The 26,125-nt window shown below is 52.8% G+C and carries 25 protein-coding genes; 17 read left to right on the plus strand and 8 right to left on the minus strand.

Annotated features, from left to right (window positions below):
• The first annotated feature begins 79 nt into the window (after window positions 1-79).
• The 5 genes from IB222_RS04400 to araE all read left to right on the plus strand — a co-directional run bounded on the left by IB222_RS04400 (window position 80) and on the right by araE (window position 6,119).
• Complete coding sequence (locus IB222_RS04400; protein ID WP_149385075.1) at window positions 80-964, plus strand: LysR family transcriptional regulator; 885 nt, start codon at window positions 80-82, stop codon at window positions 962-964.
• Between the two features lie 102 nt (window positions 965-1,066).
• Window positions 1,067-2,245, plus strand: coding sequence for an acetyl-CoA C-acetyltransferase (locus IB222_RS04405; protein ID WP_003825576.1), 1,179 nt, complete (start codon window positions 1,067-1,069; stop codon window positions 2,243-2,245).
• Window positions 2,246-2,729: 484 nt separating this feature from the next.
• A complete protein-coding gene (gene kduI, locus IB222_RS04410; protein WP_003825578.1) occupies window positions 2,730-3,566 on the plus strand; it encodes a 5-dehydro-4-deoxy-D-glucuronate isomerase in 837 nt (278 codons plus the stop codon).
• A 57-nt stretch (window positions 3,567-3,623) separates the two neighbouring features.
• Window positions 3,624-4,385: a 2-dehydro-3-deoxy-D-gluconate 5-dehydrogenase KduD gene (gene kduD / locus IB222_RS04415; RefSeq protein WP_003033923.1), complete on the plus strand. Its 762-nt coding sequence runs from the start codon at window positions 3,624-3,626 to the stop codon at window positions 4,383-4,385.
• 315 nt (window positions 4,386-4,700) lie between these two features.
• A complete protein-coding gene (gene araE / locus IB222_RS04420) occupies window positions 4,701-6,119 on the plus strand; it encodes an arabinose-proton symporter AraE (protein WP_003033926.1) in 1,419 nt (472 codons plus the stop codon).
• A gap of 106 nt (window positions 6,120-6,225) precedes the next feature.
• Here araE and IB222_RS04425 read toward each other — a convergent pair whose 3' ends face one another.
• Entirely contained in the window at window positions 6,226-6,552 is a 327-nt protein-coding gene (locus IB222_RS04425) for a cupin domain-containing protein (RefSeq protein WP_003825583.1), read from the minus strand.
• Between the two features lie 141 nt (window positions 6,553-6,693).
• On the opposite strand from IB222_RS04425, the gene IB222_RS04430 reads away from it, so the two are divergent.
• Complete coding sequence (locus tag IB222_RS04430) at window positions 6,694-7,401, plus strand: aspartate/glutamate racemase (protein WP_148362658.1); 708 nt, start codon at window positions 6,694-6,696, stop codon at window positions 7,399-7,401.
• On the opposite strand, the gene IB222_RS04435 is transcribed toward IB222_RS04430, so the two are convergent.
• On the minus strand, window positions 7,373-8,308 hold the full coding sequence (locus IB222_RS04435; RefSeq protein ID WP_148361508.1) for a LysR family transcriptional regulator: 936 nt from the start codon (window positions 8,306-8,308) through the stop codon (window positions 7,373-7,375). The two genes, IB222_RS04430 and IB222_RS04435, sit on opposite strands and share 29 nt — an antisense overlap.
• 118 nt (window positions 8,309-8,426) lie before the next feature.
• Here IB222_RS04435 and lysA point away from each other — a divergent pair, with 118 nt between their 5' ends.
• Entirely contained in the window at window positions 8,427-9,683 is a 1,257-nt protein-coding gene (gene lysA, locus IB222_RS04440) for a diaminopimelate decarboxylase (protein ID WP_148361509.1), read from the plus strand.
• Window positions 9,684-9,787: 104 nt separating this feature from the next.
• On the opposite strand, the gene IB222_RS04445 is transcribed toward lysA, so the two are convergent.
• Window positions 9,788-10,798: a LacI family DNA-binding transcriptional regulator gene (locus IB222_RS04445; RefSeq protein WP_003825591.1), complete on the minus strand. Its 1,011-nt coding sequence runs from the start codon at window positions 10,796-10,798 to the stop codon at window positions 9,788-9,790.
• A gap of 13 nt (window positions 10,799-10,811) precedes the next feature.
• Window positions 10,812-11,840, minus strand: coding sequence for an HTH-type transcriptional regulator GalR (gene galR / locus IB222_RS04450; protein WP_003033945.1), 1,029 nt, complete (start codon window positions 11,838-11,840; stop codon window positions 10,812-10,814).
• 597 nt (window positions 11,841-12,437) lie between these two features.
• Between galR and aas the strand changes: the two genes are divergently transcribed.
• Both aas and lplT read left to right on the plus strand, forming a co-directional pair.
• Window positions 12,438-14,597 carry a bifunctional acyl-ACP--phospholipid O-acyltransferase/long-chain-fatty-acid--ACP ligase gene (gene aas / locus IB222_RS04455; protein WP_148361511.1) on the plus strand — a complete coding sequence of 720 codons (2,160 nt, stop codon included), beginning with the start codon at window positions 12,438-12,440 and terminating at the stop codon, window positions 14,595-14,597.
• A complete protein-coding gene (gene lplT, locus IB222_RS04460; protein WP_008785713.1) occupies window positions 14,590-15,783 on the plus strand; it encodes a lysophospholipid transporter LplT in 1,194 nt (397 codons plus the stop codon). Before aas ends, lplT begins: the two co-directional genes overlap by 8 nt.
• Before the next feature lie 83 nt (window positions 15,784-15,866).
• Here lplT and IB222_RS04465 read toward each other — a convergent pair whose 3' ends face one another.
• The 4 genes from IB222_RS04465 to mutH form a co-directional block, all read right to left on the minus strand.
• Window positions 15,867-16,907, minus strand: a complete 1,041-nt coding sequence (locus IB222_RS04465; RefSeq protein WP_003825597.1) for an NADP(H)-dependent aldo-keto reductase — start codon at window positions 16,905-16,907, stop codon at window positions 15,867-15,869.
• Window positions 16,908-17,013: 106 nt separating this feature from the next.
• Window positions 17,014-17,232, minus strand: a complete 219-nt coding sequence (gene ygdR / locus IB222_RS04470; protein WP_000758660.1) for a lipoprotein YgdR — start codon at window positions 17,230-17,232, stop codon at window positions 17,014-17,016.
• 144 nt (window positions 17,233-17,376) lie between these two features.
• Window positions 17,377-18,090 carry a TerC family protein gene (locus tag IB222_RS04475; protein WP_003033961.1) on the minus strand — a complete coding sequence of 238 codons (714 nt, stop codon included), beginning with the start codon at window positions 18,088-18,090 and terminating at the stop codon, window positions 17,377-17,379.
• A gap of 75 nt (window positions 18,091-18,165) precedes the next feature.
• Window positions 18,166-18,861 carry a DNA mismatch repair endonuclease MutH gene (gene mutH, locus IB222_RS04480; RefSeq protein WP_003825600.1) on the minus strand — a complete coding sequence of 232 codons (696 nt, stop codon included), beginning with the start codon at window positions 18,859-18,861 and terminating at the stop codon, window positions 18,166-18,168.
• A 684-nt stretch (window positions 18,862-19,545) separates the two neighbouring features.
• Between mutH and rppH the strand changes: the two genes are divergently transcribed.
• The 8 genes from rppH (at window position 19,546) to IB222_RS04520 (ending at window position 26,122) form a co-directional block, all read left to right on the plus strand.
• Window positions 19,546-20,076: an RNA pyrophosphohydrolase gene (gene rppH / locus IB222_RS04485; protein WP_003825602.1), complete on the plus strand. Its 531-nt coding sequence runs from the start codon at window positions 19,546-19,548 to the stop codon at window positions 20,074-20,076.
• A 12-nt stretch (window positions 20,077-20,088) separates the two neighbouring features.
• Window positions 20,089-22,335: a phosphoenolpyruvate--protein phosphotransferase gene (gene ptsP, locus IB222_RS04490; protein WP_003825604.1), complete on the plus strand. Its 2,247-nt coding sequence runs from the start codon at window positions 20,089-20,091 to the stop codon at window positions 22,333-22,335.
• A 190-nt stretch (window positions 22,336-22,525) separates the two neighbouring features.
• Window positions 22,526-23,401: a prolipoprotein diacylglyceryl transferase gene (gene lgt / locus IB222_RS04495; RefSeq protein ID WP_111465050.1), complete on the plus strand. Its 876-nt coding sequence runs from the start codon at window positions 22,526-22,528 to the stop codon at window positions 23,399-23,401.
• Between the two features lie 6 nt (window positions 23,402-23,407).
• Window positions 23,408-24,202, plus strand: coding sequence for a thymidylate synthase (gene thyA, locus IB222_RS04500; protein WP_003033990.1), 795 nt, complete (start codon window positions 23,408-23,410; stop codon window positions 24,200-24,202).
• 183 nt (window positions 24,203-24,385) lie between these two features.
• Window positions 24,386-24,856 carry a prepilin peptidase-dependent protein gene (locus IB222_RS04505; protein ID WP_148361513.1) on the plus strand — a complete coding sequence of 157 codons (471 nt, stop codon included), beginning with the start codon at window positions 24,386-24,388 and terminating at the stop codon, window positions 24,854-24,856.
• The gene (locus tag IB222_RS04510) at window positions 24,847-25,410 is read left to right on the plus strand and encodes a prepilin peptidase-dependent protein (RefSeq protein ID WP_148361514.1); all 564 of its coding nucleotides are present in this window, start codon (window positions 24,847-24,849) and stop codon (window positions 25,408-25,410) included. Before IB222_RS04505 ends, IB222_RS04510 begins: the two co-directional genes overlap by 10 nt.
• Window positions 25,407-25,814 (plus strand): DUF2509 family protein, encoded by a 408-nt coding sequence (locus IB222_RS04515; protein WP_003825615.1) that lies wholly within the window; start codon window positions 25,407-25,409, stop codon window positions 25,812-25,814. The genes IB222_RS04510 and IB222_RS04515 overlap by 4 nt, the downstream gene beginning before the upstream one ends.
• Window positions 25,799-26,122, plus strand: a complete 324-nt coding sequence (locus tag IB222_RS04520) for a prepilin-type N-terminal cleavage/methylation domain-containing protein (protein ID WP_003825617.1) — start codon at window positions 25,799-25,801, stop codon at window positions 26,120-26,122. Before IB222_RS04515 ends, IB222_RS04520 begins: the two co-directional genes overlap by 16 nt.
• Window positions 26,123-26,125 lie beyond the last annotated feature (3 nt).

Here is a 26,125-nt window from a genome sequence, read left to right on the forward strand (position 1 = left end):
CCGGATAACGGAATGGTGGCAATTTTATCGTTTTATGTGATATCTAAAAGATAGTATCCATCGATAAAGTAGATAGCTCATGCGTTATTCTCCTGAAGCATTAACGGCATTTGTGGAGACCGTTTCCTGCGGTTCATTTTCTGCGGCGGCCCGGCGGCTGCGTAAAAGCCAGTCCACTATCAGTACAGCCATTGCGCATCTGGAAGCCGATCTTGGTTTTGCACTGTTTGACCGCTTATCCCGCCAGCCAACGCTGACCGAAGAAGGTAAGCGGGTGTTGGGCTATGTGCAGGCTATTCTGACGGCCAGCGAACGTCTCGATGAGGCGGCGATCTCGCTGTCGGGTGAAACTGAAGCGCGTCTGACCTTCGTGCTTTCGGACACGCTGCATCCGGATGTGCTGGAAGAGTTGATGGTGCAGTTTGATCGCAAGTTTCCCCATACCGAGTTTGAATGCCTGATTGGCGAAGATGAAGACGTGATCGATCTGCTGCAAAAAGGACGCGCACAGGTGGGGTTGATCGAAGCGCGGGAGGATTACCCGACCGACATGGGTGTTACGCGTCTGCCGATGCAAACCTGGATGGGATTATACGTTGCAGCGTCGCATCCGCTCGCGGCTCAAGAAAAACTGCAGTGGGAGCAACTCCACACCTGGCGCGAGCTGCGTCTGAATACCTATCTGGAAAGCGGCACCAACGTGGCGCGCGGTCCCGTCTGGTCTGCTCCTAACTATCTGTTATTGCTGAGTATGGCTGTTCAGGGATTTGGCTGGTGCGCGCTCCCTTGTGCGTTGGTGGAGGAGTTTGCGGCAGAAAAACCACTGGTTCAATTACAACTGCCCGGCTGGCCAAAGGCTATCTCTATCGATCTGTTGTGGAATAAGAAATCACCGCCTGGTGTGGCAGGAAGCTGGTTGCGTGACCATTTGCAGCAGAGTGGCGTTCAGATGACCAATAAGTGATACGAATTTCCTTTGTGATAAAAATCACCGTTTTTAAACAACCTTGATAACTATTTTTAACAATCATCTACTATTGCGGTGTTATTTTGCGCTGAGGTAGTGATGAAAGAGGTTGTGATCGTCGGGGCATTAAGGACACCGATTGGCTGCTTCCAGGGGACGCTGGCGCGCCACTCTGCCGTTGAGTTAGGCAGCATGGTGGTCAAGGCGTTACTGGAACGCACGGGCGTGGACGTTCACGCTGTGGATGAAGTGATCCTCGGACAGGTGCTTACCGCAGGTGCCGGGCAGAACCCGGCGCGTCAGTCTGCCATCAATGGTGGGCTACCCAATACCGTTTCCGCCATCACCATTAACGATGTCTGTGGCTCGGGCCTGAAAGCGCTGCATCTGGCGACCCAGGCTATCCAGTGTGGCGAAGCCGACATTGTGATTGCGGGCGGACAAGAGAATATGAGCCGTGCACCGCATGTCCTTACCGATAGCCGCACTGGCGCACAGCTAGGGAACAGCCAACTGGTCGACAGCCTGGTACATGACGGTCTGTGGGATGCCTTCAACGATTATCACATGGGCGTTACCGCGGAAAACCTGGCGCGAGAATACGGAATCAGCCGAGAATTGCAGGATGCCTACGCGCTGCACTCGCAGCACAAAGCGCGGATGGCAATTGATGCCGGACGTTTTAAAGATGAAATCGTGCCGGTGGTAACGCTGCGTAACGGGCAATCGTTCGTGGTGGACACCGACGAACAACCGCGTACCGATGCCAGCGCCGAGGGGCTGGCGCGTCTGGATCCTACCTTTGACAGGCTCGGTTCGGTAACGGCGGGTAACGCGTCATCCATCAACGATGGCGCCGCTGCGGTGATGATGATGAGTGAGGCCAAGGCGCAGGAACTGAACTTACCTGTACTGGCCCGTATTCGCGCCTTTGCCAGCGTTGGGGTCGATCCCGCGCTCATGGGGATTGCGCCAGTGTATGCAACGCGCCGCTGCCTTGAGCGTGTGGGCTGGCAACTGGCTGATGTTGATCTTATCGAAGCTAATGAAGCCTTCGCCGCGCAGGCATTATCCGTAGGGAAAATGCTGGAGTGGGATGAACGGCGGGTAAATGTGAACGGCGGAGCCATTGCGCTCGGCCATCCGATTGGCGCATCTGGCTGCCGAATTCTGGTTTCACTGGTACATGAAATGGTGAAGCGTCGGGCGCACAAAGGACTGGCAACGCTGTGTATTGGTGGTGGTCAGGGCGTGGCGCTCGCTATCGAACGAGACTAATTTCCCTTCGATTTCTCTGCTTAAATGCCTTTTCTGATGATTTTCTCCTGCATCTATAAAAAAGCCCTCCAACAGGAGGGCAAGGCCAGTTACAGAAACATACACTCTAAACCCTGCCAACATATCAAAACGTTGTTTCATTTCATGTGATTGATAGCGCACTTTGTTAGAAAAGGTGTGTGAACGACGTATGAGCCTGACTGTATTTTCAATATCTTATCCCTGCCACTAATGATCTACTCTTTTGTGTTTTTATCTATCTAATTGTTTTAAATGATTTTCTTGAAACCATTTTTGCGATTTATATGCGCTAGCGTGATCGCACTTACACTTTTGATAATAAGATGCGGAAAAAGTGAAACATCGTTTTAGTTATAATTGAAAACACATTCAGGGAGGGATATCATGAGCGCATAAGATAAAACGGAACAGCGTTTTGCTATTCGTTTAAGCATTCACGGTCAATTTATCACTGGAGGTAAATGTGGACGTAAGACAAAGTATCCATAGTGCGCATGCGAAAACCCTGGACACTCAGGGGCTGCGTAATGAGTTTTTGGTCGAAGAAGTGTTTGTCGCAGATGAATACACCATGGTCTACAGCCACATCGACCGCATCATTGTTGGCGGTATTATGCCAGTGGCCAAAACCGTCTCTGTGGGTGGCGAAGTAGGCAAACAGCTGGGCGTAACCTATTTCCTCGAACGTCGTGAGCTGGGTGTGATCAACATCGGCGGCCCGGGCACGATTACCGTTGACGGCCAGTGCTATGAAATTGGTCATCGCGACGCGCTGTACGTCGGAAAAGGGGCAAAAGAAGTGGTATTCGCCAGTATTGATGCGGCGAAACCGGCGAAATTTTACTACAACTGCGCGCCGGCACACTCGACTTACCCAACTAAGAAAGTCACGCCTGCAGACGTTGCGCCAGTGACATTGGGCGATAACCTCACCAGCAATCGTCGCACCATCAACAAATACTTTGTGCCGGATGTTCTGGAAACCTGCCAGTTGAGCATGGGTCTGACTGAACTGGCACCGGGTAACCTGTGGAACACCATGCCGTGTCATACCCATGAACGTCGTATGGAAGTCTATTTCTACTTCAATATGGAAGAAGATACCTGCGTCTTCCACATGATGGGTCAGCCTCAGGAAACGCGTCATATTGTGATGCACAACGAGCAGGCGGTGATTTCTCCAAGCTGGTCTATTCACTCCGGTGTCGGCACAAAAGCTTATACGTTCATTTGGGGCATGGTCGGCGAAAACCAGGTCTTTGATGATATGGACCATGTTGCAGTAAAAGATCTGCGCTAGTTGCGGGCGACAACCGTGCCTGCTGCGGCGGGCATTATAAAAAATTAAGGATTTACAATGATTTTGAATGCATTCTCTCTTGAAGGTAAAGTCGCCGTTGTGACCGGTTGTGACACAGGTTTGGGTCAGGGTATGGCGCTTGGTCTGGCTGAAGCAGGTTGCGATATCGTCGGTATCAACATTGTTGAACCGACAGAAACCATCGAACGCGTGACCGCACTGGGCCGCCGTTTTTTAAGCCTGACCGCCGATCTGCGTCAAATCGATGGTATTCCGGCGCTGCTGGAGCGCGCAGTGGCAGAATTCGGCCATATCGATATTCTGGTCAACAACGCGGGTCTTATCCGTCGTGACGATGCGATCGACTTCAGCGAAAAAGACTGGGATGACGTGATGAACCTGAACATTAAGAGCGTGTTCTTTATGTCTCAGGCCGCGGCGAAGCACTTTATCGCTCAGGGTAACGGCGGCAAAATTATCAACATCGCCTCTATGCTTTCCTTCCAGGGCGGGATCCGCGTGCCGTCTTACACCGCGTCTAAAAGCGGCGTAATGGGCGTTACCCGTCTGATGGCGAACGAGTGGGCAAAACATAACATCAACGTCAACGCGATTGCACCGGGTTACATGGCGACGAATAACACTCAACAGCTGCGTGCTGATGAGCAACGTAGCGCAGAAATCCTCGATCGTATTCCGGCGGGTCGTTGGGGTCTGCCGAGCGATCTTATGGGGCCTGTCGTGTTCCTGGCGTCCAGCGCATCTGACTATATCAACGGCTATACCGTTGCAGTAGATGGCGGCTGGCTGGCACGTTAATTCGCTTTCCAGAACCGTTAAACCCTGCCCTCTGGCAGGGTTTTTTTATATTCGGATCATTAAAATCCATATTGTGGTTATAAATTATTCCATATTAAATTTCATACGTATAAATTTATTGTTTTTAATATTCTTTAATATCAATGAATTAAATTTAATTGAGTGATTGTCGGTAAATTTTAAAATTGGAATATCCATCACATAACCATGTGGTGTAGCTATTTAATCCATGTTTTTGCCGTTTCCCGCCTGACGCTTCCTGCAAGGGATCCCTTACTTTCAATGGCATGGTTACTCTGTATCTGGCAGGAAAAAATGGTCTCAATAAATAATGATGCTGCTTTAGCGCCGCGCCCAGTGCGCGATACGCGACGTATGAATATGTTTGTTTCTATCTCTGCGGCTGTCGCAGGGTTGTTATTCGGTCTGGATATTGGCGTGATTGCTGGCGCGTTGCCTTTTATCACCGATCACTTTGTGTTGACCAGCCGCCTGCAGGAGTGGGTGGTAAGCAGCATGATGCTGGGTGCGGCAATTGGTGCGCTGTTTAACGGTTGGTTGTCATTCCGCCTGGGGCGCAAATACAGCCTGATGGCGGGCGCGATCCTTTTCGTCGTCGGATCTCTGGGCTCGGCGTTTGCCTCCAGCGTAGAAATGCTCATTTTTGCCCGCGTGGTGCTGGGCGTAGCGGTGGGGATCGCGTCTTACACCGCACCGCTCTATCTCTCCGAAATGGCCAGCGAAAACGTGCGTGGCAAGATGATCAGTATGTATCAGCTGATGGTGACGCTGGGTATCGTTCTGGCCTTTTTGTCCGATACCGCGTTCAGCTACAGCGGTAACTGGCGCGCTATGCTTGGCGTGCTGGCGCTTCCGGCTGTATTGCTGATTATTCTGGTTGTTTTCTTGCCCAATAGCCCGCGCTGGCTGGCGGAGAAAGGTCGCCACATCGAAGCTGAAGAAGTACTGCGCATGTTGCGCGATACGTCAGAAAAAGCCCGCGATGAGCTGAACGAAATCCGTGAAAGCCTGAAGCTGAAGCAGGGTGGTTGGGCGCTGTTTAAAATTAACCGTAACGTGCGTCGCGCGGTTTTCCTCGGAATGTTACTGCAGGCGATGCAGCAGTTCACCGGGATGAACATCATCATGTACTACGCGCCGCGCATTTTTAAAATGGCGGGTTTTACCACCACAGAGCAGCAGATGATTGCCACGCTGGTAGTTGGCTTAACGTTTATGTTCGCCACCTTTATTGCCGTCTTCACGGTCGACAAAGCAGGACGTAAACCGGCGCTGAAAATTGGTTTCAGCGTAATGGCCATCGGGACACTGGTGCTTGGTTATTGTCTGATGCAGTTTGATAACGGCACGGCTTCCAGTGGGCTATCCTGGCTGTCAGTTGGTATGACGATGATGTGTATTGCAGGCTATGCGATGAGCGCCGCGCCGGTGGTGTGGATCCTGTGTTCGGAAATTCAGCCACTGAAATGCCGTGATTTTGGTATTACCTGCTCCACCACCACCAACTGGGTGTCGAACATGATCATTGGCGCAACGTTCCTGACGCTGCTCGACAGCATTGGTGCCGCCGGTACGTTCTGGCTCTATACTGCGCTGAATGTCGTGTTTATTGGTATTACGTTCTGGCTGATTCCAGAAACCAAAAACGTCACGCTGGAGCATATCGAACGTAAGCTGATGGCAGGCGAGAAGTTAAGAGATATTGGGGTGTAAGTCAGACAAGCATGCCGGATAGCGGTTCAGCCTTATCCGGCCTGCGAGTGGAGTCTCTTATAGGCCGGGAAAGCGTCAACGCGACCCGGTTTTTTTTATTAGCGCCTTACCCGTGCAGAAAATCTTCGCGAATTGGGGTAAAGGTATCCAGCAGCGTTCCCGGTTTTAAGCAGACGCAGCCATGCATAATGTTGGGCTGTTTATACAGGGTATCGCCCGCCCTAACGATATGTTTCTCTTCGCCAATGGTAAATTCAAACTCACCGGACAACACGTAAGTCAACTGCTCGTGCGGATGATTGTGCATCGGGCCGATTGCGCCTTGCTCGAAGTTCACCTCAACCGCCATCATGTTACCGCCGTGAGCAAGAATGCGCCGGGTAACGCCATTGCCCAGATCGTCAAGCGTGGTCTCTTTATGAAAAATAAACATCCGGCCTTCCTGTAATTAATTAAAACAATGTTTCATTAAAGCTATATCAGAAAATTAAAAAAAGAAATGCACGCCAACAGATGTGGAAAGTTGATCACATCTTTGGTTCACTGGAGAGACAACAACGAGTCAGGGGAAATGATGAAAACGATCGGTCTGTTAGGCGGTATGAGCTGGGAATCTACCATTCCTTATTATCGACTCATTAATGAAGGGGTAAAACAGCGTCTGGGTGGACTGCATTCGGCACAGATTCTGTTGCACAGCGTGGATTTTCACGAGATTGAAGCCTGTCAGTCAAGCGGTGACTGGCAGCGAGCCGGTGAGATCCTCGCGCAGGCCGCCATAGGGCTACAGCAAGCCGGGGCGCAAGGAATTGTGCTGTGTACCAACACCATGCACAAAGTTGCTGAGGCGATTGAAAGCGCCTGTGATGTGCCGTTTCTGCATATTGCCGACGCGACGGGGCGGGCGATACAAAAGCAGCAAATGAGCAACGTGGCGCTACTGGGTACGCGCTACACCATGGAGCAGGATTTTTACCGTGGGCGTTTACAGACTGAATTTGGCATTAGCACGCTGATCCCTGAAGCTGATGATCGTCAGAAAATAAACCAGATTATTTTCGACGAGCTGTGTCTCGGTGAATTCAGCGAGGCTTCCCGCGATTATTACCTGGGCGTCATCGACCAACTGGCGAAACAGGGGGCGCAAGGGGTGATCTTTGGCTGTACCGAGATTGGTCTGCTGGTTCCCACCGAGCTAAGCCCACTACCGGTTTTCGACACTGCGGCAATCCATGCGCAAGATGCGGTGGCGTTTATGCTTTCGACTGTGGATGCAAAATAGCCTCCAGCGGTTCGATAAGTCTCGGCAGATGGGCTTGCAGATGTGCAGTAAAAGCATCAACCAGCGCCGAGGCGGGGCGATGAAGTGGGTGAATCAGGCTGACTGTAAAGGGTACCGAAATACTGAAGCGGCGGATAACGACTCCGCTGCTGGCGTAATCCAGCGCGGTCAGTGGGTTTACCACCGAGATCCCAACGCCCGCCCGCACCATTGCACAAATTGAAGCAGCGCTATGGGTTTCAATCACCATGCGGCGCTTCACCTGGTGCTCATTAAACAGTGTATCCAGTAGCTGACGGTAGCTGTCGGTGCGCGACAGGCTGATGTAGTTTTCTCCCTGAAAATCCTGCGGCGTTAACACCGCTTTCTTAGTCAGCGGATGGCCCTGCGGCAGCACGCACACTTCATCCAGCGCCAGCAATTCGGTGCGTTTCGTTCCGGCAGGCGTATGCAGCGTTTCCGTTAACCCCAGATCGTGGCGCTGCGCCGACAGCCACTCTTCCAGCAGCGGTGACTCCTGCGGCACTATCTGAATATTGACCTGTGGATAGCGTGCGAGGAATGGCTGCAGCAACGGCGGTAAAAAAGACTGTGAGAATACCGGCAGGCAAACAATCGACAATTCGCCCTGGCGAAACTCACGCAGGCTTTCGGCGGCGCTCACAATTCTATCAAGGCCATACCACGAACGTTGCACCTCTTCAAACAGACGTAACCCTTGCACGGTTGGGTGCAGTCGGCCACGCGTGCGTTCAAACAGCGTTAATCCCAGCACTTTCTCGAATCGGGCCAGTTCCCGACTGACGGTGGGCTGCGAGGTATGTAGCATGCGCGCGGCTTCTGTCAGATTACCTGCCGTCATGATGGCGTGAAAAATTTCGATGTGTCGCAGGTTAACGGCGGGCATGGGCAATCCTCGAATGAACCAGTCCATATCATTTTTGCATAGACTCACGATAAAACGATATTTTTTATTCTTTTCGGGCTGTGGCGTAATCATAAAAAAGCCAATACCGGAGCACACCATGCCACGCCCACTCAATAGCACAGATACTGACCTGACCGCCGACAACCTGCTGCGCCTGCCTGCCGAATTCGGCTGCCCGGTGTGGGTTTATGATGCGCAGATTATCCGCGCGCAGATTGCCAAACTGAGTCAGTTTGACGTGGTGCGTTTCGCCCAGAAGGCGTGTTCGAATATTCATATTTTGCGCCTGATGCGCGAGCAGGGCGTGAAGGTAGATTCCGTCTCGCTTGGCGAAATTGAACGTGCGCTGGCGGCAGGCTTTGTACCGGGGAAAGATGAAATCGTCTTTACCGCCGATATGATTGATGAAGCAACGCTCGCGCGGGTGCATGAATTGCGCATTCCGGTAAATGCCGGGTCGGTGGATATGCTGGAACAACTGGGTCAGGTCTCGCCGGGCCATCGCGTGTGGCTGCGCGTAAACCCTGGCTTTGGGCATGGGCACAGTCAGAAAACAAATACCGGCGGTGAAAACAGCAAACATGGTATCTGGTACAGCGATCTACCGGCGGCGCTGGAAGTGATCCAGCGCTATAAGTTAAAGCTGGTGGGGATTCATATGCACATTGGCTCCGGCGTAGACTACGGCCATCTGGAGCAGGTGTGCGGCGCAATGGTGCGCCAGGTGGTTGAATTTGGTCAGGATCTGGAGGCGATCTCCGCGGGCGGTGGTTTATCAATCCCGTATCGCGAAGGGGAAGAGGCGATCGATACCGATCACTACTTTGGATTGTGGAACGCTGCGCGTGAACAGATTGCTAAACACCTGGGCCACCCGGTCGCACTTGAGATAGAGCCAGGCCGTTTTCTGGTCGCGGAAGCCGGTGTGTTAGTGGCGCAGGTACGTAGCGTAAAAGAGATGGGGAGCCGCCACTTTGTGCTGATCGATGCGGGCTTCAACGATCTAATGCGCCCGGCCATGTACGGTAGTTATCACCATATCTCAGCGCTGGCAGGGGATGGTCGCTCTCTGGAACACACCGCGCAACGGGAAACCGTGGTAGCCGGGCCGCTGTGCGAATCTGGCGATGTGTTTACCCAGCAGGAGGGCGGAAATGTGGAAACCCGACTGTTGCCTGCGGTGGTGCCGGGCGATTATCTGGTGCTGCATGATACCGGGGCGTACGGCGCGTCAATGTCGTCAAATTACAATAGCCGCCCGCTGCTGCCGGAAGTTTTGTTCGATAACGGCGTGGCGCGGCTGATTCGCCGTCGCCAGACCATTGATGAGCTGTTAGCGCTGGAATTAATCTGATTACAGCGTTGTGAAATGCCGGATGGCGCTACGCTTATCCGGCCTACGATATTAACTGCGGGGCCTGTAGGCCGGATAAGGCGCTTGCGCCGCCATCCGGCACGTTATTTGTAATACGGCCCCGTCGTCACCGAATCACGTAGTACCAGTTTGCCGGTAAACGGTGGGATTGGCTCGACGCTCTCGCCGTTGGCCAGCCGGATAGCCTGGTCGATTGCCGTGGTTATCATTGTATCAATCGGTAGATATACGGTAGACAGCCCCGGCTCCAGCCATTTGGCGCTGGGCGCATCATCAAAACCAAACAGTGAGACGTCCGTTGGGATCCTCAGCCCGGCCTGATGTAACGCTTTTGATGCGCCTAATGCCATGTCATCGTTACAGGCGAACAGGGCGCTAAATTTCACCCCTTCCTCCAGCAGTTCACGGCAGGCCTCATAGCCTCGCGTCATCGTGGAGTCGCCGTATTTGACCTTATCGGGATCCCAGGGAATATCGTTTTTTTCCAGCGCTTTACGATACCCCATCAGGCGTGATTTACCGGTAGGCGTATGGCCTGGCACAGTGATACAAGCAATATCGCTATGGCCCTGGGAGATCAGATAATTGACCGCCTGATAGGCCGCGTCTTCCTGTTCAAAGAAAATTGCGCGATCGCGGGCCTGGCTGACATCACGGTTGATGACCAGCAAGGGCATAGCAATGCTGTTCATCAACGACATAATCGCCTTTTCACTCATATAGCGGGTATAGAGAATAATGGCGTCGCACTGCCTGTCCGCCAGCATTTGCACGGCTTCCTGCTCACGCTCTGGTGTGTCGTGGCCGTCGGTGACGATCAACTGCTTGCCGTGAGATTCCGTCTGGCGTGAAGCCTGTTGCAGCAGGCGGCCAAAGTAGAATCCATCAAATGTGGAAACTACCAGACCAATGCTGTTGCTGGTGCGGTTTGCCAAAGAGCGCGCTAAAAAATTAGGCCGATAATCAAGTGCCTGCATGGCCTTAAACACTTTCTGGCGCGTGCTCTCTTTTACCTGACCCGTGCCATTCAGTACGCGCGAAACGGTCGCTTTTGAGACGCCTGCGTGTCGTGAAACGTCCAACATCGTAGTCATAACGCTATCCTGGTTAATCGTTTGACGATGAATTCCCCGGCTCTGTCAGCGTCGAAACGGAATGGCGACGCACCAGAGTTGGGTTAAAAACGTGGGTAATTTCAGGCACGGGACGCTTCTCCGCCAGCGCGAGCGCCAGTTCGGCAGCCTGGGTTGCCATCGTCACGATCGGGTAGCGCACCGTGGTCAGACGCGGGCGCACGTAGCGGGAAACCAGCACATCATCAAAACCAATCAGCGAGATTTCTCCCGGCACATCAATGCCGTTATCATTCAATACGCCCATGGCACCAGCCGCCATTGAGTCGTTGTAGCAGGCTACCGCAGTGAAGTTTTTGCCACGGCCAAGTAACTCGGTCATAGCCTGTTCACCGCCGCTTTCATCCGGTTCACCAAACGTTACCAGGCGATCGCTGACAGGAATATTGCTCTCTGCCAGCGCGTCGTAATAGCCTTGCAGACGATCTTCCGCATCTGAAATCGTGTGATTGGAGCACAGATAGCCAATGCGCGTATGGCCTTGTTGAATGAGGTGTCGGGTCGCGAGCCAGGCGCCGAAACGGTCATCAAGGGCAACGCATCGTTGTTCGAATCCCGGCAGAATTCGGTTAATCAATACCATGCCGGGGATTTGCTTCATGAGTGATGCCAGCTCAGCATCCGGGATAATTTTTGCGTGGACAACAAGGGCTGCGCAGCGGTGGCGAATGAGCTGTTCAATCGCCTGTCGTTCCTTCTGTTCGTTATGGTAGCCGTTACCAATCAGTAAAAAATTACCGGTGTTATAGGCCACCTGCTCGACAGCTTTAACCATTGCCCCAAAGAATGGATCGGATACATCTCCCACCACCAGACCGATGGTCTCTGTGGATTGTTGTGCCAGCGCACGCGCATTGGCGTTGGGGTGGTAGCTGAGTGATTCCATTGCACTTGTTACGGCCAGGCGCGATGCTTCGCTGGCTTTAGGGGAATCATTAATCACTCGAGAAACGGTGGCGACTGATACACCAGCTAGTCGGGCTACATCCTTTATGGTCGCCATGATAGTACCTGTTGTGGGTAAACGCTTACATTCCGTCAGTGTTACGGAAAATGGCTGGCTGTTCAAGCAGATTGCCTGTCAGAAAGTCGCAAATGTGAGCGCACACGAGTGAAGTAAGACAGAAAATAGAAAATGCTAATTTTTGCTTACACTTTGCGATGTGCTGTTGCGATTGTTCGCTGGTGAGGGAACTGAGCAGATTGCTAGAGTTGAGATCCCAGAGGTATTGATAGGTGAAATCAACTTTCGGGTTGATCACTAGAATTACACCAGCCTGCGCAGATGCGCAGGTTTTTTTTTACCTTCAGCCTATCTGTAACAGTAACCGATAATTTACACAACTCGTTGCATTTGGGTTCATTCCTTTGCGTTTTCGCACTGGCGTATCTGGCTGCTGACGACCACAATCAAGATCCCAGAGGTATTGATTGGTGAGATTATTCGGTACGCACTTCGTACCTGTCTCTTGCACCAACCTGCGCGGATGCGCAGGTTTTTTTTCGGATTGTATTTACCAGTTACCTGTCGCGCCCATTCCCCAACTCGTATACTCTCCCACCATTGATGTTTATATAATTAATGGCACAGGGAGTTGAGATGCTATTTGGCTTTTTTCGTAATCTGTTTCGCGTGCTTTTCCGCATTCGCGTCACGGGCGATGTCAGCGCGCTACAGGGAGAACGCGTTCTAATCACTCCCAACCATGTCTCATTTATAGACGGCATCCTGTTGGCGCTCTTTTTACCGATTCGTCCCGTCTTCGCTGTTTACACCTCTATCAGCCAGCAATGGTATATGCGCTGGCTAACTCCGCTGATTGATTTCGTACCGTTAGATCCAACTAAACCGATGTCGATTAAACATCTGGTTCGTCTGGTCGAACAGGGCCGTCCGGTGGTTATTTTCCCGGAAGGACGTATTTCGACGTCCGGTTCGTTAATGAAAATTTATGACGGCGCGGGGTTTGTCGCCGCAAAGTCTGGGGCGACGGTCGTTCCTGTGCGCATTGAAGGCGCGGAGCTTTCCCGCTTTAGCCGCCTGAAAGGTTTGGTTAAACAGCGATTCTTCCCGCGCATCCGCTTACACATCCTACCGCCGACACAACTGCCGATGCCGGAAGCACCGCGTGCTCGCGATCGCCGCAAAATCGCCGGAGAGATGCTGCATCAAATTATGATGGAAGCACGCATGGCGGTTCGTCCGCGTGAAACGCTATACGAGTCACTACTGGCGGCGAAATACCGTTTTGGCGCAGGCAAAAACTGCATTGAAGATGTTAACTTTACCCCGGACAGCTACCGCAAGCTGCTGACAAAGACGCTCTTTGTGGCCCGTATTCTGGAAAAATATAGTGTCGAAGGTGAAAAAATCGGCCTGATGCTGCCAAACGCGGGGATCAGCGCGGCGGTTATTTTTGGTGCCATTGCGCGTCGACGCATTCCGGCCATGATGAACTACACCGCGGGCGTGAAAGGATTAACCAGCGCCATAACTGCGTCTGAAATCAAAACGATCTTCACTTCCCGACAGTTTCTCGATAAAGGCAAACTCTGGCATTTACCGGAACAGCTCACCCAGGTGCGCTGGGTTTATCTGGAAGACTTAAAAGCTGATGTGACCTTTAGCGATAAGCTGTGGATTTTCTCACATCTGCTGGCACCGCATCTGGCGCAGGTGAAACAGCAGCCGGAAGACGCTGCGGTGATCCTCTTTACCTCCGGTTCGGAAGGCCATCCGAAAGGTGTGGTTCACAGTCATAAAAGCATTCTGGCGAACGTTGAGCAGATCAAAACAATTGCTGATTTCACCGCCGATGACCGCTTTATGTCGGCGCTGCCGCTGTTCCACTCCTTTGGCCTGACGGTGGGATTATTCACGCCGCTACTGACTGGCGCAGAAGTGTTTCTTTATCCCAGCCCGCTGCATTACCGCATTGTGCCAGAGCTGGTATACGACCGGAACTGCACCGTGTTGTTTGGTACGTCAACGTTCCTCGGCAACTACGCGCGTTTCGCGCATCCATACGATTTCCACCGCCTGCGCTATGTGGTGGCGGGAGCGGAAAAATTGCAGGACAGCACTAAGCAGCTGTGGCAGGAGAAATTTGGCCTGCGCGTTCTTGAAGGCTATGGGGTGACGGAATGTGCGCCGGTTGTGTCGATTAACGTACCAATGGCGGCAAAATCGGGAACGGTAGGGCGCATCTTGCCTGGTATGGATGCCCGACTGTTGGCCGTTCCGGGTATTGAGGACGGTGGGCGTTTACAGCTGAAAGGCCCTAATATTATGAGCGGCTATTTGCGCGTCGAAAAACCTGGCGTGCTGGAAGTGCCGACGGCAGAGAATGCGCAAGGTGAGATTGAGCGCGGCTGGTATGACACCGGAGACATCGTGCGCTTTGATGAAAACGGCTTTGTACAGATTCAGGGGCGCGCTAAGCGTTTCGCTAAAATTGCCGGAGAGATGGTTTCGCTGGAAATGGTTGAGCAACTTGCGTTGGCGGTATCTGCAGACAAAATGCACGCCACGGCGATCAAGAGTGATGCCAGCAAAGGTGAGGCGCTGGTGCTGTTCACTACCGATAGCGAACTTACGCGTGAAAAACTACAGCAGTATGCGCGGGCGCACGGCGTACCTGAACTCGCTGTACCGCGTGATATTCGCCACCTGAAGCAACTCCCATTACTCGGCAGCGGTAAGCCGGATTTTGTTACGCTGAAAAGCTGGGTCGATGAGCCGGAAAAACAACATGAGTGAGTCAGTGCACACTAACACTTCAATCTGGTCCAAAGGGATGATGTCCGTTATCGCCGCACAGTTTCTGTCGGCGTTTGGCGATAACGCGTTGCTGTTTGCTACGCTGGCGTTGCTGAAGGAGCAATTTTATCCGGACTGGAGTCAGCCGATCCTGCAAATGGTGTTTGTGGGCGCTTACATCCTTTTTGCCCCCTTTGTGGGACAGGTGGCGGATAGCTTTGCCAAAGGCAGAGTGATGATGTTCGCGAACGCTCTGAAATTGCTGGGCGCGGCGAGTATTTGCTTCGGCATTAATCCGTTTCTTGGGTATACGCTGGTGGGAATCGGCGCGGCGGCGTATTCACCAGCCAAGTATGGCATTCTCGGTGAACTGACTACCGGCGACAAACTGGTGAAGGCTAACGGCCTGATGGAAGCCTCCACCATTGCCGCGATTTTGCTCGGTTCTGTCGCCGGCGGCGTTCTGGCCGACTGGCACGTAATTGCCGCGCTTTCTGCCTGTGCCCTGGCCTATGCTGGCGCGGTGGTGGCTAACCTGTATATCCCGAAACTGGCCGCGGCTCGTCCTGGCCAGTCCTGGCATCTGGGGAAAATGACGCGCAGTTTCTTCTGTGCGGCTTCATCGTTGTGGCGCAACGGTGAAACACGCTTCTCGTTGGTGGGAACCAGCCTTTTTTGGGGCGCGGGCGTTACGCTGCGTTTTCTGCTGGTGCTGTGGGTCCCGGTGGCGCTCGGCATCACCGATAACGCCACGCCGACCTACCTCAATGCCATGGTAGCGATCGGGATTGTGGTCGGTGCGGGTGCGGCAGCGAAGCTGGTAACGCTGGAAACCGTTTCGCGCTGTATGCCTGCGGGGATCCTGATTGGCGTCGTGGTGCTGATTTTCTCTCTTCAACATTCGCTGCTTCCGGCCTACGCATTGCTGATGCTTATCGGCGTGTCGGGTGGCTTCTTTGTGGTGCCGCTGAATGCGTTGCTGCAGGAACGGGGTAAGAAAAGCGTCGGCGCAGGTAATGCGATAGCGGTACAAAACCTGGGTGAAAACAGCGCGATGCTGTTGATGCTCGGTATTTACTCACTGGCGGTGCTGGTGGGGATCCCGGCTGTTGCGATTGGTATTGGATTTGGTGCGCTGTTTGCGCTGGCGATTGCGGCGCTGTGGATTTGGCAGCGCCGCCATTAGTCTGTTGTATGCTGTTGCCGTATCAGGCCTACAGGGAAGTTGTCTGTAGGCCTGATAAGCGTAGCGCCATCAGGCGCTAACTGTTACGGTGCAGGATAGGTATACACCTGATGCACCGCTTCAATCTCTGCCAGTACTTCTTCGCTCAACTCCAGATGCAGACTTTCAACGTTGGTTTTTAGCTGCTCCATCGTCGTGGCGCCCAGCAAAGTGCTGGCGACAAACGGCTGACGACGCACGAATGCCAGCGCCATTTGCGCTGGATCCAGATTATGGCGTTTCGCGATATCCACATAGGCCGCAACGGCTTTCTGCGTCTGCTCGCCGCTGTAGCGCGTAAAACGGCTAAACAACGTATTGCGTGCACCGGCAGGTTTCGCGCCGTTCAGGTATTTCCCGGTTAACGTACCGAAGCCCAGGCAAGAGTAAGCCAGCAGCTCAACGCCTTCATACTGGCTCACTTCAGCCAGTCCAACCTCAAAGCTGCGGTTCAGCAGGCTGTAGGGGTTCTGGATGGTGGCGATGCGTGGCAGATCGTGTTTGTCCGCTAGGTGCAGATAGCGCATCACGCCAAACGCGGTTTCATTAGAAACGCCGATGTAGCGAATTTTCCCGGCGCGCTGAAACTCGGCCAGCGCGTCCAGGGTATCGAGAAGGGAAACGACCGGCGCGGAGTCTGTCCAGCTGTAGCCTAACTTACCAAAACAGTTGGTCGGGCGCTGCGGCCAGTGAACCTGATATAGATCCAGATAATCGGTTTTCAGTCTTTTCAGGCTGTCGTGCAGCGCTTCACGGATATTTTTACGGTCCAGCGCCTGATTCGGTCGAATGCCGCTGTCGTTGTTACGTGATGGTCCGCTGACCTTAGAAGCAACGATCAGCTTTTCGCGGCTGCCGTGTTTGGCGAGCCAGTTACCTACGTAGGTTTCGGTGAGACCCTGGGTTTCAGGACGCGGCGGTACCGGATACATCTCGGCAACGTCGATCAAATTAATGCCCTGTGCTACGGCATAATCGAGCTGTGCATGTGCGTCGGCTTCGCTGTTTTGTTCACCAAACGTCATTGTGCCCAGCCCCAGTGTACTGACTTCCAGCGAGCTGTGGGGTATACGGTGATATTGCATAGCCGTTTCCTTTTTATAATCACGACATAAGGATTATAAAAATGGCTGAGGGAAGAGAAAAAGGGAAGTAAAATTGTTAAGGCCAGCGCGCTGCTGACCTCAACCATCAGCGTTCAATGATTTGAGACACATCATCGCGGTTAATCTGCATCGCATTGCCCTGCTGGTCGTGATAGCTCACCAGACCGGTATCATCGTCAATTTCTGGTTTTCCATCGGTCAGGATCATTCGACCATCTTTTGTCGCCATTACATAATCGCTGCTGCATCCGGAAACGGCAAAAGCCAGTCCTACGGCGGAAATCAAAACTGCCCATTTTTTCATCTGCTTATCCTCACATGGCCTGCGTCTGACAATAGTTTAGTAATAACGCGAAGTTGTGCAGGGTGAAAGCAGTAAAATCTTAAACTGTGAGAAGGGGTAGGTGTGGCTGGCATTCGCTCCCCTTGCGGGGAGCGATGGATTTCATCAGAGCGGATTTTTTTTATTACGCCACAGGTTCAGGGTCTCTACCGCGATAGAGAAGAACATGGCGAAATAGATATATCCTTTCGGAACGTGGACGTCGAAACTTTCCAGAATCAGCGTAAAACCGACCAGAATCAGAAACGAGAGCGCCAGCATTTTTACCGAAGGGTGGCGATCGACAAACTCACCAATCGGGCGAGCAGCAAACATCATGACGCCTACGGCAATCACCACCGCCGCCATCATGATAAACAGATGATCGGACAAGCCTACCGCAGTAATCACGGAATCCAGACTGAAGATAATGTCTAACAACATGATCTGTACAATCGCACCCAGAAAAGAGGATACGCGAGTTTTCAGACCTTCTTCCTCACCTTCAATGGATTCGTGGATCTCTTTACTGGCTTTCCAGATCAGGAACAATCCCCCCAGCAGAAGGATCAGGTCGCGTGCTGATATCGCCTCGCCAAACAGCTCGAATAACGGGTTTGTCAGCCGCGTTACCCAGGCGATAGAAGCCAGCAGTGCCAGACGCATGATCATCGCCGCCGCCAGCCCAATACGTCGGGCATGATTGCGTTGCGCTGTCGGGAGTTTGGCTACAACCAGAGAAAGGAAAATAATATTGTCGATCCCAAGAACGATCTCCAGCAGCGTCAGCGTACCGAGCGCAAGCCAGGCGTTAGGATCGGTTATCCATGCAAATAACATCGAACAAAGTCCTGCCAAAAAAAAGAAGCGGTAATTATAGGCCCGTAACGCGGCGGGTGAAAGGCCGGACGGTGCCTATTGCGCCTGGAACAAGAAATGTCGCTCAAGCAATGCGCGGGTGAAGTTCTTTTTCAGGTAAAAGCCGCGTGGCAGGGTCAGGATGGGTTCGCCGTTGGCGCCAATGGCCTCGGTAAGCGCGCGGGCGTTGGCGGCTTTAGGACGCAGTTGCAGTACTTCCCCATGGCGAGCGGTGATGCGTTCGACATGACCTAACACAATCATGTCCATTAACTCTTCCCAGTCCAGACGCAATTGCCGGTCTTCTTCTTCATTCGGGCTCCACAGCAGGGGAGAGCCGACGCGGCGCTCAGCCAGAGGAATGCTGCGTTCGCCTTCTACCGGGATCCACAGAACACGTTTGAGTTTGTGCCGTACATGGCTGGTTTCCCAGGTGACGCCGGTATTGCCGGTTAACGGCGCCACACACACAAAGGTGGTTTCCAGCGGTCTGCCAAGACTGTCCACAGGGATCGTTTTCAGCTCCACGCCCAGCGCCGCAAAATCCTGCTCTGGTTTACTGCCCGCGCTGGCACCGAGCCAGATTTCCAGCAGGACGCCAATCCAGCCTTTATCGCGCTTAAGATCCTTCGGCGTAATGATTCCCGCCATTGCCGCTAATTCTCCTAACGCGTAGCCCGAAAGCTGCCGTGCCTGGCTCAGCAACTGGGCTTCAGATTCAGGGGGAGAAAGCAACGGACGGAGTTCTGGCATCGGGTTAACCCTTAGGTGAAAAAATGAGCAGTGATTTTATACCGTATGGACAGAGTTTATCTTTTTCCACATGCTTTATTCAATTCTATGATTTATATTGGTTTTTAGATTCACGTTCGCAGAGTTGCGCAACAGCGAAGCGGGTTTTCCAATTCTGGTCACTGACAATGAACAGGATCTTACACCATGTTATCCACAGAAAGATGGGATAACTGTGAAAAACCCCCACTACTGTTTCAATTTACAGCCTTGACGTGCGACGAAAATCGAATTTTCACACAAATTGTGCCTAACTTATTGGCATAATCTGTGGATAAAACCAACGCTGGTCGATCTTTCATCAGCGTGAAGATCGTATGCGTGATGCACATCACATTTCTGTGTGTTTATCTGCGTGGATCGGTTTTAACTTTATGAATGTATAAGAGTATTTTTGATATGTGACGAATGTCTTATTCGGACTGTTCTGGGTTTTCCCATAGTAATTCCGTACTTCTTCACAACTATATCCACAGAAAAGGTGAATAAAATCGCCTTGCTTGCCCTTCTTCTGTTTATAACTCGGCCTTTAACTGTGAGTTATTCAATTGTTATTAGAATATCGCACCCTTAACAGAGTGGTTTACCGCCCCTCAGGAGTGTGAAACAATCGTTTGTATATAAGGTTTATGTTGAGGTAGTCCGGTGATTGATGACGATGGCTACCGCCCGAATGTAGGGATAGTAATTTGTAACCGCCAGGGGCAGGTCATGTGGGCCCGGCGATTTGGTCAGCACTCCTGGCAATTCCCACAAGGTGGGATCAATGCAGGAGAGACAGCAGAGCAGGCGATGTACCGGGAACTCTTTGAAGAAGTGGGTCTCAGTCGTAAAGATGTACGGATCCTTGCTTCTACTCGTAACTGGTTGCGTTACAAGTTACCGAAACGTTTGGTGCGTTGGGACACAAAGCCGGTTTGTATCGGCCAGAAACAAAAATGGTTTCTTCTGCAATTGGTCAGCAGCGATGCTGAAATCAATATGCAAACCAGCAGTACACCTGAGTTCGACGGCTGGCGCTGGGTGAGTTACTGGTATCCGGTTCGACAGGTGGTGTCATTTAAACGCGATGTCTATCGCAGGGTGATGAAAGAATTCGCAAGTGTTGTCATGGCGCTTCAGGAGAGCACTCCTAAACCGCAAAGCGCACCTGCGTACAGACGTAAAAGAGGTTAAGCTACGCAAATTATGCTCACCCGCCTGCGCGAAATAGTCGAAAAGGTGGCCAGTGCTCCGCGTCTGAACGAAGCGCTGAATATACTGGTTACCGACATCTGTCTTGCGATGGATACCGAGGTCTGCTCGGTCTATCTGGCCGATCACGATCGACGTTGTTATTACCTCATGGCGACCCGGGGACTAAAAAAACCACGTGGTCGCACTGTCGCACTCGCGTTTGATGAAGGTATCGTTGGCCTGGTTGGCAGGCTGGCGGAACCTATCAACCTCGCCGATGCGCAAAAACATCCCAGCTTTAAATACATTCCTTCGGTAAAAGAAGAGCGTTTTCGTGCATTCTTAGGCGTACCGATCATTCAGCGTCGCCAGCTTTTAGGTGTGCTGGTGGTGCAGCAGCGTGAGCTGCGTCAGTACGATGAAAGTGAAGAGTCTTTCCTCGTCACGCTCGCCACGCAAATGGCGGCCATACTTTCGCAGTCGCAGCTAAACGCGCTGTTCGGTCAATACCGTCAAACACGTATCCGTGCGCTGCCTGCCGCTCCCGGTGTGGCAATAGCCGAAGGTTGGCAGGATGCGACGCTGCCGTTGATGGAACAGGTCTACCAGGCTTCAACGCTGGATCCAGTGCTTGAACGCGAGCGACTGACTGGTGCGCTGGAAGAGGCGGCTAACGAATTCCGCCGCTACAGCAAGCGTTTTACCGCTGGGGCGCAGAAAGAAACGGCGGCGATCTTTGATCTTTACTCGCACTTGCTTTCCGATACCCGTCTGCGCCGCGAGCTGTTTGCGGAAGTGGATAACGGTTCGGTGGCCGAGTGGGCGGTTAAAACGATCATCGAAAAGTTTGCCGAACAGTTCGCCGCGCTGAGCGATAACTACCTCAAAGAGCGGGCCGGAGATTTACGCGCGCTGGGCCAGCGTCTGCTGTTCCACCTTGATGACTCTATCCAGGGGCCGAATGCCTGGCCGGAACGCTTTGTGCTGGTGGCGGATGAACTTTCAGCAACCACGCTGGCGGAGCTTCCTCAGGACCGGTTAGTTGGCGTGGTTGTCCGGGACGGCGCAGCCAACTCTCATGCGGCAATTATGGTGCGTGCGCTGGGTATCCCTACCGTTATGGGGGCCGATATCCAGCCGTCGGTGCTGCATCGCCGTACGCTGGTGGTGGACGGTTATCGCGGTGAACTGCTGGTCGATCCGGAACCGGTATTGATCCAGGAATACCAGCGTCTTATCAGTGAAGAAATTGAGCTGAGCCGCCTGGCGGAAGACGACGTCAACCAGCCAGCACAGCTGAAAAGCGGCGAGCGCGTGAAGGTGATGCTCAATGCGGGTCTCAGCCCGGAACATGAAGAAAAGCTGGGTAGCCGAATCGACGGCATTGGCCTCTATCGCACCGAAATCCCGTTCATGCTGCAAAGCGGATTTCCTTCGGAAGAAGAACAGGTTGCGCAGTATCAGGGGATGCTGCAAATGTTTAACGACAAGCCGGTGACCCTGCGTACGCTGGATGTCGGCGCCGATAAACAGCTGCCCTATATGCCGATCAGTGAAGAGAACCCGTGCCTTGGCTGGCGAGGGATCCGCATAACGCTCGATCAGCCGGAGATCTTTTTGATCCAGGTTCGCGCTATGCTGCGTGCGAATGCGGCAACCGGAAACCTGAGCATTTTGCTGCCGATGGTAACCAGCATCGATGAAGTGGACGAAGCGCGACGTTTGATTGAACGCGCCGGACGCGAAGTGGAGGAGATGATCGGTTACGAGATCCCGAAACCGCGCATTGGCATCATGTTGGAAGTTCCGTCGATGGTGTTCATGCTGCCGCATCTGACAAACCGGATAGACTTTATATCGGTCGGAACCAACGACCTTACCCAGTACATACTGGCCGTCGATCGTAACAACACACGGGTAGCCAGCATTTATGACAGTCTGCATCCGGGGATGTTGCGTGCGCTGGCGATGATTGCGCAGGAAGCCGAAAGAAGCGGTATCGATTTGCGCCTGTGTGGTGAAATGGCGGGCGACCCGATGTGCGTGGCTATTCTGATCGGTCTCGGTTTCCGTCATTTGTCGATGAACGGTCGTTCTGTCGCTCGCGTAAAATATCTGCTGCGTCATATCGATTTTGATGAGGCGCAAACGCTGGCGCAGCGCAGCCTGGAGGCACAGATGGCAACAGAAGTACGCCATCAGGTAGCGGCCTTCATGGAGCGTCGTGGCATGGGGGGCTTGATTCGCGGGGGATTGTAGGTCTGACAAGCGTAGCGCTATCAGGTATTACGGGGGATAGAGATTACCTATACAGATCTTTTACATCTTCCCGGCATCCGCTTCTAACCCCTTGTGCTATCATTCGCACCTTTGGAGCGCCTGCATCATGCAGGCGCGCTTATCAATTGCTGTCTGACTTCAGCGAAATAACAAGAACTTGTGGTGACAGATGACCAGTAGCTATCTGCATTTTCCGGATTTCGATCCGGTCATTTTCTCAATCGGACCCGTCGCACTTCACTGGTACGGCTTAATGTATTTGGTGGGGTTTATTTTCGCGATGTGGCTGGCGACGCGCCGCGCGAATCGTCCGGGTAGTGGCTGGACCAAAAATGAAGTAGAAAACTTACTGTATGCGGGTTTCCTCGGGGTTTTCCTCGGTGGGCGTATTGGTTACGTACTGTTCTATAACTTCCCATTATTCCTCGATAATCCCCTGTATCTGTTCCGCGTCTGGGACGGCGGTATGTCCTTCCACGGGGGACTTATCGGTGTGATCCTGGTGATGGTTATCTTCGCCAAACGCACCAAGCGTTCGTTCTTCCAGGTTTCTGATTTCATTGCCCCGCTGATTCCGTTTGGCCTGGGTGCAGGACGTCTGGGCAACTTTATCAACGGTGAGCTGTGGGGACGCGTTGACCCGAACTTCAAGTACGCCATGCTGTTCCCGGGCTCCCGTACCGAAGATATTTTACTGCTGCAAACTAACCCGCAATGGCAGTCTATTTTTGATACCTATGGCTCGCTGCCACGCCACGCCTCACAGCTTTATGAGATGGCGCTGGAAGGCGTTGTGCTGTTTATCATTCTGAACTTGTACATTCGCAAACCACGCCCGATGGGTTCGGTATCCGGTCTGTTCCTGATTGGTTATGGCGCGTTTCGTATTATTGTTGAATTCTTCCGCCAGCCGGATGCGCAGTTTACCGGCACCTGGGTACAGTACATCAGCATGGGGCAGATCCTCTCTATCCCGATGATTGTCGCAGGCATTATTATGATGGTTTGGGCGTACCGCCGTAGCCCACAGCAACACGTTTCCTGAGGAACCATGAAACAGTATTTAGAACTGATGCAAAAAGTGCTGGATGAAGGCACACAGAAAAACGACCGTACCGGAACCGGAACGCTTTCCATTTTTGGTCATCAGATGCGTTTTAATCTGCAGGAAGGGTTCCCGCTGGTTACGACTAAACGCTGCCATTTACGCTCGATCATTCATGAGTTGCTGTGGTTCTTGCAGGGCGATACTAACGTTGCCTACCTGCATGAAAACAACGTCTCAATCTGGGACGAATGGGCGGATGAAAATGGTAATTTAGGCCCGGTTTATGGCAAACAATGGCGCGCGTGGCCTACGCCAGATGGTCGCCATATCGACCAGATCACCACCGTGCTAAACCAGCTGAAAAATGATCCGGACTCTCGTCGCATCATCGTTTCCGCATGGAACGTCGGTGAGCTGGATAAAATGGCGCTGGCACCGTGCCATGCGTTCTTCCAGTTCTACGTGGCGGATGGCAAGCTCTCCTGCCAGCTGTATCAGCGTTCGTGCGATGTGTTCCTCGGCCTGCCGTTTAACATTGCCAGCTACGCTTTGCTGGTACACATGATGGCGCAGCAGTGCGATCTGGAAGTGGGTGATTTTGTCTGGACCGGCGGCGACACGCACCTGTACAGCAACCATATGGATCAAACGCATCTGCAGCTTAGCCGTGAACCTCGCGCGCTGCCGAAACTGGTTATCAAACGTAAGCCTGAATCAATCTTTGACTATCGCTTCGAAGACTTCGAAATTGAAGGCTACGATCCGCACCCGGGTATTAAAGCGCCGGTAGCTATCTAACCTGTTTCAGGCTGTCACAACCGACGCCCATGTGCGTCGGTTTTTTTTGTCTCAAATCGCGTTTTTCGGCGTGGATTCCTGAAATATTGCAACGGCCTGTAACGCGCTAAATATTCCCCATAGCTCGCCGTAGAAACCGAATTTCCCGCTCGTTATTCATTTTCCTCACGCCATACTGGCGACATGAAAAAACAACAAGGTTACACGCTTCTCGAAACTCTGATTGCGATGCTGATTGTCGCGGCGCTTGGTGCATCTGGGCTGTATGGTTGGCAGCGCTGGCAGCAACAGCAGCGGCTGTGGCAGACAGCCTGCCAGGTGCGGGACTACCTGCTGCAACTGCGTGAAGATGCTAACTGGCGTAACCGCGATCACGTGATAAGCGTGATTCGGGATGGCACATCATGGTGTTTTGTCAGCTCTGCGGCTTCGCAAACCACGTGTCGACCCGTTTCGTCTTTGGTTTTTACACCGCCCTGGGATGACGTCGAAATGGCAGAGATAACACCTTCACTGGCCTTTTTTGGACTGCGCAATACGGCATGGGCCGGACATATACGCCTGAAAAATGCGGCAGGGGAATGGCGCGTGGTGGTGTCTGGCTGGGGGCGAATCAGGCTTTGTGAGCGCGATGAGGCCAGCATATGTCAGTAAACGAACGGGGATTTTCACTGCTGGAGGTGCTCATTGCCATGGCGATTAGCAGCATTTTACTGCTTAGCTCAGCACGATTTTTACCGGCGCTACAACGAGAGATTCTGCGTAATACGCGCCAGTTAGTACTGGAAGATGAAATATGGCAGCGGGTCTACACCGTGGCGAAGCATCTTCAGCGAGCGGGGTATTGCCGGGGAAACTGTGTCGGAGAGGCTCTGGTGATATCGGCAAATGGGGGCTGTGTTATTGCCCGCTGGGATGCCAACAGCAACGGCGTTTGGGAAAGCAGTCCCGCGAAAGAGGCTGATACTATCGGGTTTCGTTCACAGGACAAGGTGTTGGAAACCCTGCGTGGAGCCACCGACTGCACTGGCAAAGGATGGGAGAAAATGACCGATCCGGCCACGATGAAGATTGAGGCATTCCAGGTTGAAAGGCTGAATTTCAGCGGATATTCCCCGCTTCTTACGCTGCGTTTGCGTGGAGTGAGCAATGACCAACCACAAAAAGTTGTTGAAGCGATCTACAGCGTTACGGGATTCAACCTATGAACCGTGAGAGAGGCGTATCCTCTCTGACAATGGTCCTGTTGCTGCTGGTGCTCGGTAGTCTGCTGCTGCAAGGCGTTAGCAGACAGGAGGCCAGTTTTGCTGCGCGTGTGGTCACACAAAGTCAGGCGCTGCAGCGTCAGGCGGTAGTGCAATCCGCGATGGAATGGGGGCGTACGCAGCCCTGGCGCTTACAACCCGCCGTACAGTGTCGGCGCGTTCCCACGCAGGATGCCGCGGTTTGCCTGCGTCTGCTTACCAATAATTTTGTGCTGCTTATTGCCCACTATGAAGAGATATCGTTATGGCGTCAGGGGGCGGTTATTGATGGCAACATAGAATTCTCGGCGCGTGGCTGGAGCGATTTTTGTCCGCTAAAGGAGCAGACGTTATGCCAGATCCCCTGAACAGACAGCGTGGCTTTAGTCTGCCGGAAGTGATGCTGGCAATGGTACTAATGGTAATGATTGTGACCGCGTTGTCAGGATATCAGCGGGTGCTAATGAACAGCTTTATCATCAGAAACCAGTATCAGCAACTCTGGCGCCACGCCTGGCAGCAAACCCAGCTGTACCCGTTTTCATCGCCTGTGAACTGGCAGGTTAACCGAATGCAGACAACGAGAGCGGGATGTGTCAGCATCAACGTTATAATTTCTTCACCCCTCGGCAGGCAGGGTCAGATGACGCGTCTGCATTGCCCGAATCGTCAGTAGTCA

The sequence above is a fragment of the Citrobacter sp. C13 genome, assembly GCF_014596815.2.
In the GTDB taxonomy this organism is placed as follows: Bacteria; Pseudomonadota; Gammaproteobacteria; order Enterobacterales; family Enterobacteriaceae; genus Citrobacter; species Citrobacter portucalensis.

Bases quoted from the DNA above. Each gene is read 5' to 3' on its own strand.
- IB222_RS04400 (WP_149385075.1), top strand. From the start codon at position 80: ATGCGTTATTCTCCTGAAGCATTAACGGCATTTGTGGAGACCGTTTCC.
- IB222_RS04405 (WP_003825576.1), top strand. From the start codon at position 1,067: ATGAAAGAGGTTGTGATCGTCGGGGCATTAAGGACACCGATTGGCTGC.
- kduD (WP_003033923.1), top strand. From the start codon at position 3,624: ATGATTTTGAATGCATTCTCTCTTGAAGGTAAAGTCGCCGTTGTGACC.
- araE (WP_003033926.1), top strand. From the start codon at position 4,701: ATGGTCTCAATAAATAATGATGCTGCTTTAGCGCCGCGCCCAGTGCGC.
- IB222_RS04425 (WP_003825583.1), bottom strand. From the start codon at position 6,552: ATGTTTATTTTTCATAAAGAGACCACGCTTGACGATCTGGGCAATGGC.
- IB222_RS04430 (WP_148362658.1), top strand. From the start codon at position 6,694: ATGAAAACGATCGGTCTGTTAGGCGGTATGAGCTGGGAATCTACCATT.
- IB222_RS04435 (WP_148361508.1), bottom strand. From the start codon at position 8,308: ATGCCCGCCGTTAACCTGCGACACATCGAAATTTTTCACGCCATCATG.
- lysA (WP_148361509.1), top strand. From the start codon at position 8,427: ATGCCACGCCCACTCAATAGCACAGATACTGACCTGACCGCCGACAAC.
- IB222_RS04445 (WP_003825591.1), bottom strand. From the start codon at position 10,798: ATGACTACGATGTTGGACGTTTCACGACACGCAGGCGTCTCAAAAGCG.
- galR (WP_003033945.1), bottom strand. From the start codon at position 11,840: ATGGCGACCATAAAGGATGTAGCCCGACTAGCTGGTGTATCAGTCGCC.
- aas (WP_148361511.1), top strand. From the start codon at position 12,438: ATGCTATTTGGCTTTTTTCGTAATCTGTTTCGCGTGCTTTTCCGCATT.
- lplT (WP_008785713.1), top strand. From the start codon at position 14,590: ATGAGTGAGTCAGTGCACACTAACACTTCAATCTGGTCCAAAGGGATG.
- IB222_RS04465 (WP_003825597.1), bottom strand. From the start codon at position 16,907: ATGCAATATCACCGTATACCCCACAGCTCGCTGGAAGTCAGTACACTG.
- ygdR (WP_000758660.1), bottom strand. From the start codon at position 17,232: ATGAAAAAATGGGCAGTTTTGATTTCCGCCGTAGGACTGGCTTTTGCC.
- IB222_RS04475 (WP_003033961.1), bottom strand. From the start codon at position 18,090: ATGTTATTTGCATGGATAACCGATCCTAACGCCTGGCTTGCGCTCGGT.
- mutH (WP_003825600.1), bottom strand. From the start codon at position 18,861: ATGCCAGAACTCCGTCCGTTGCTTTCTCCCCCTGAATCTGAAGCCCAG.
- ptsP (WP_003825604.1), top strand. From the start codon at position 20,089: ATGCTCACCCGCCTGCGCGAAATAGTCGAAAAGGTGGCCAGTGCTCCG.
- lgt (WP_111465050.1), top strand. From the start codon at position 22,526: ATGACCAGTAGCTATCTGCATTTTCCGGATTTCGATCCGGTCATTTTC.
- thyA (WP_003033990.1), top strand. From the start codon at position 23,408: ATGAAACAGTATTTAGAACTGATGCAAAAAGTGCTGGATGAAGGCACA.
- IB222_RS04505 (WP_148361513.1), top strand. From the start codon at position 24,386: ATGAAAAAACAACAAGGTTACACGCTTCTCGAAACTCTGATTGCGATG.
- IB222_RS04510 (WP_148361514.1), top strand. From the start codon at position 24,847: ATGTCAGTAAACGAACGGGGATTTTCACTGCTGGAGGTGCTCATTGCC.
- IB222_RS04515 (WP_003825615.1), top strand. From the start codon at position 25,407: ATGAACCGTGAGAGAGGCGTATCCTCTCTGACAATGGTCCTGTTGCTG.
- IB222_RS04520 (WP_003825617.1), top strand. From the start codon at position 25,799: ATGCCAGATCCCCTGAACAGACAGCGTGGCTTTAGTCTGCCGGAAGTG.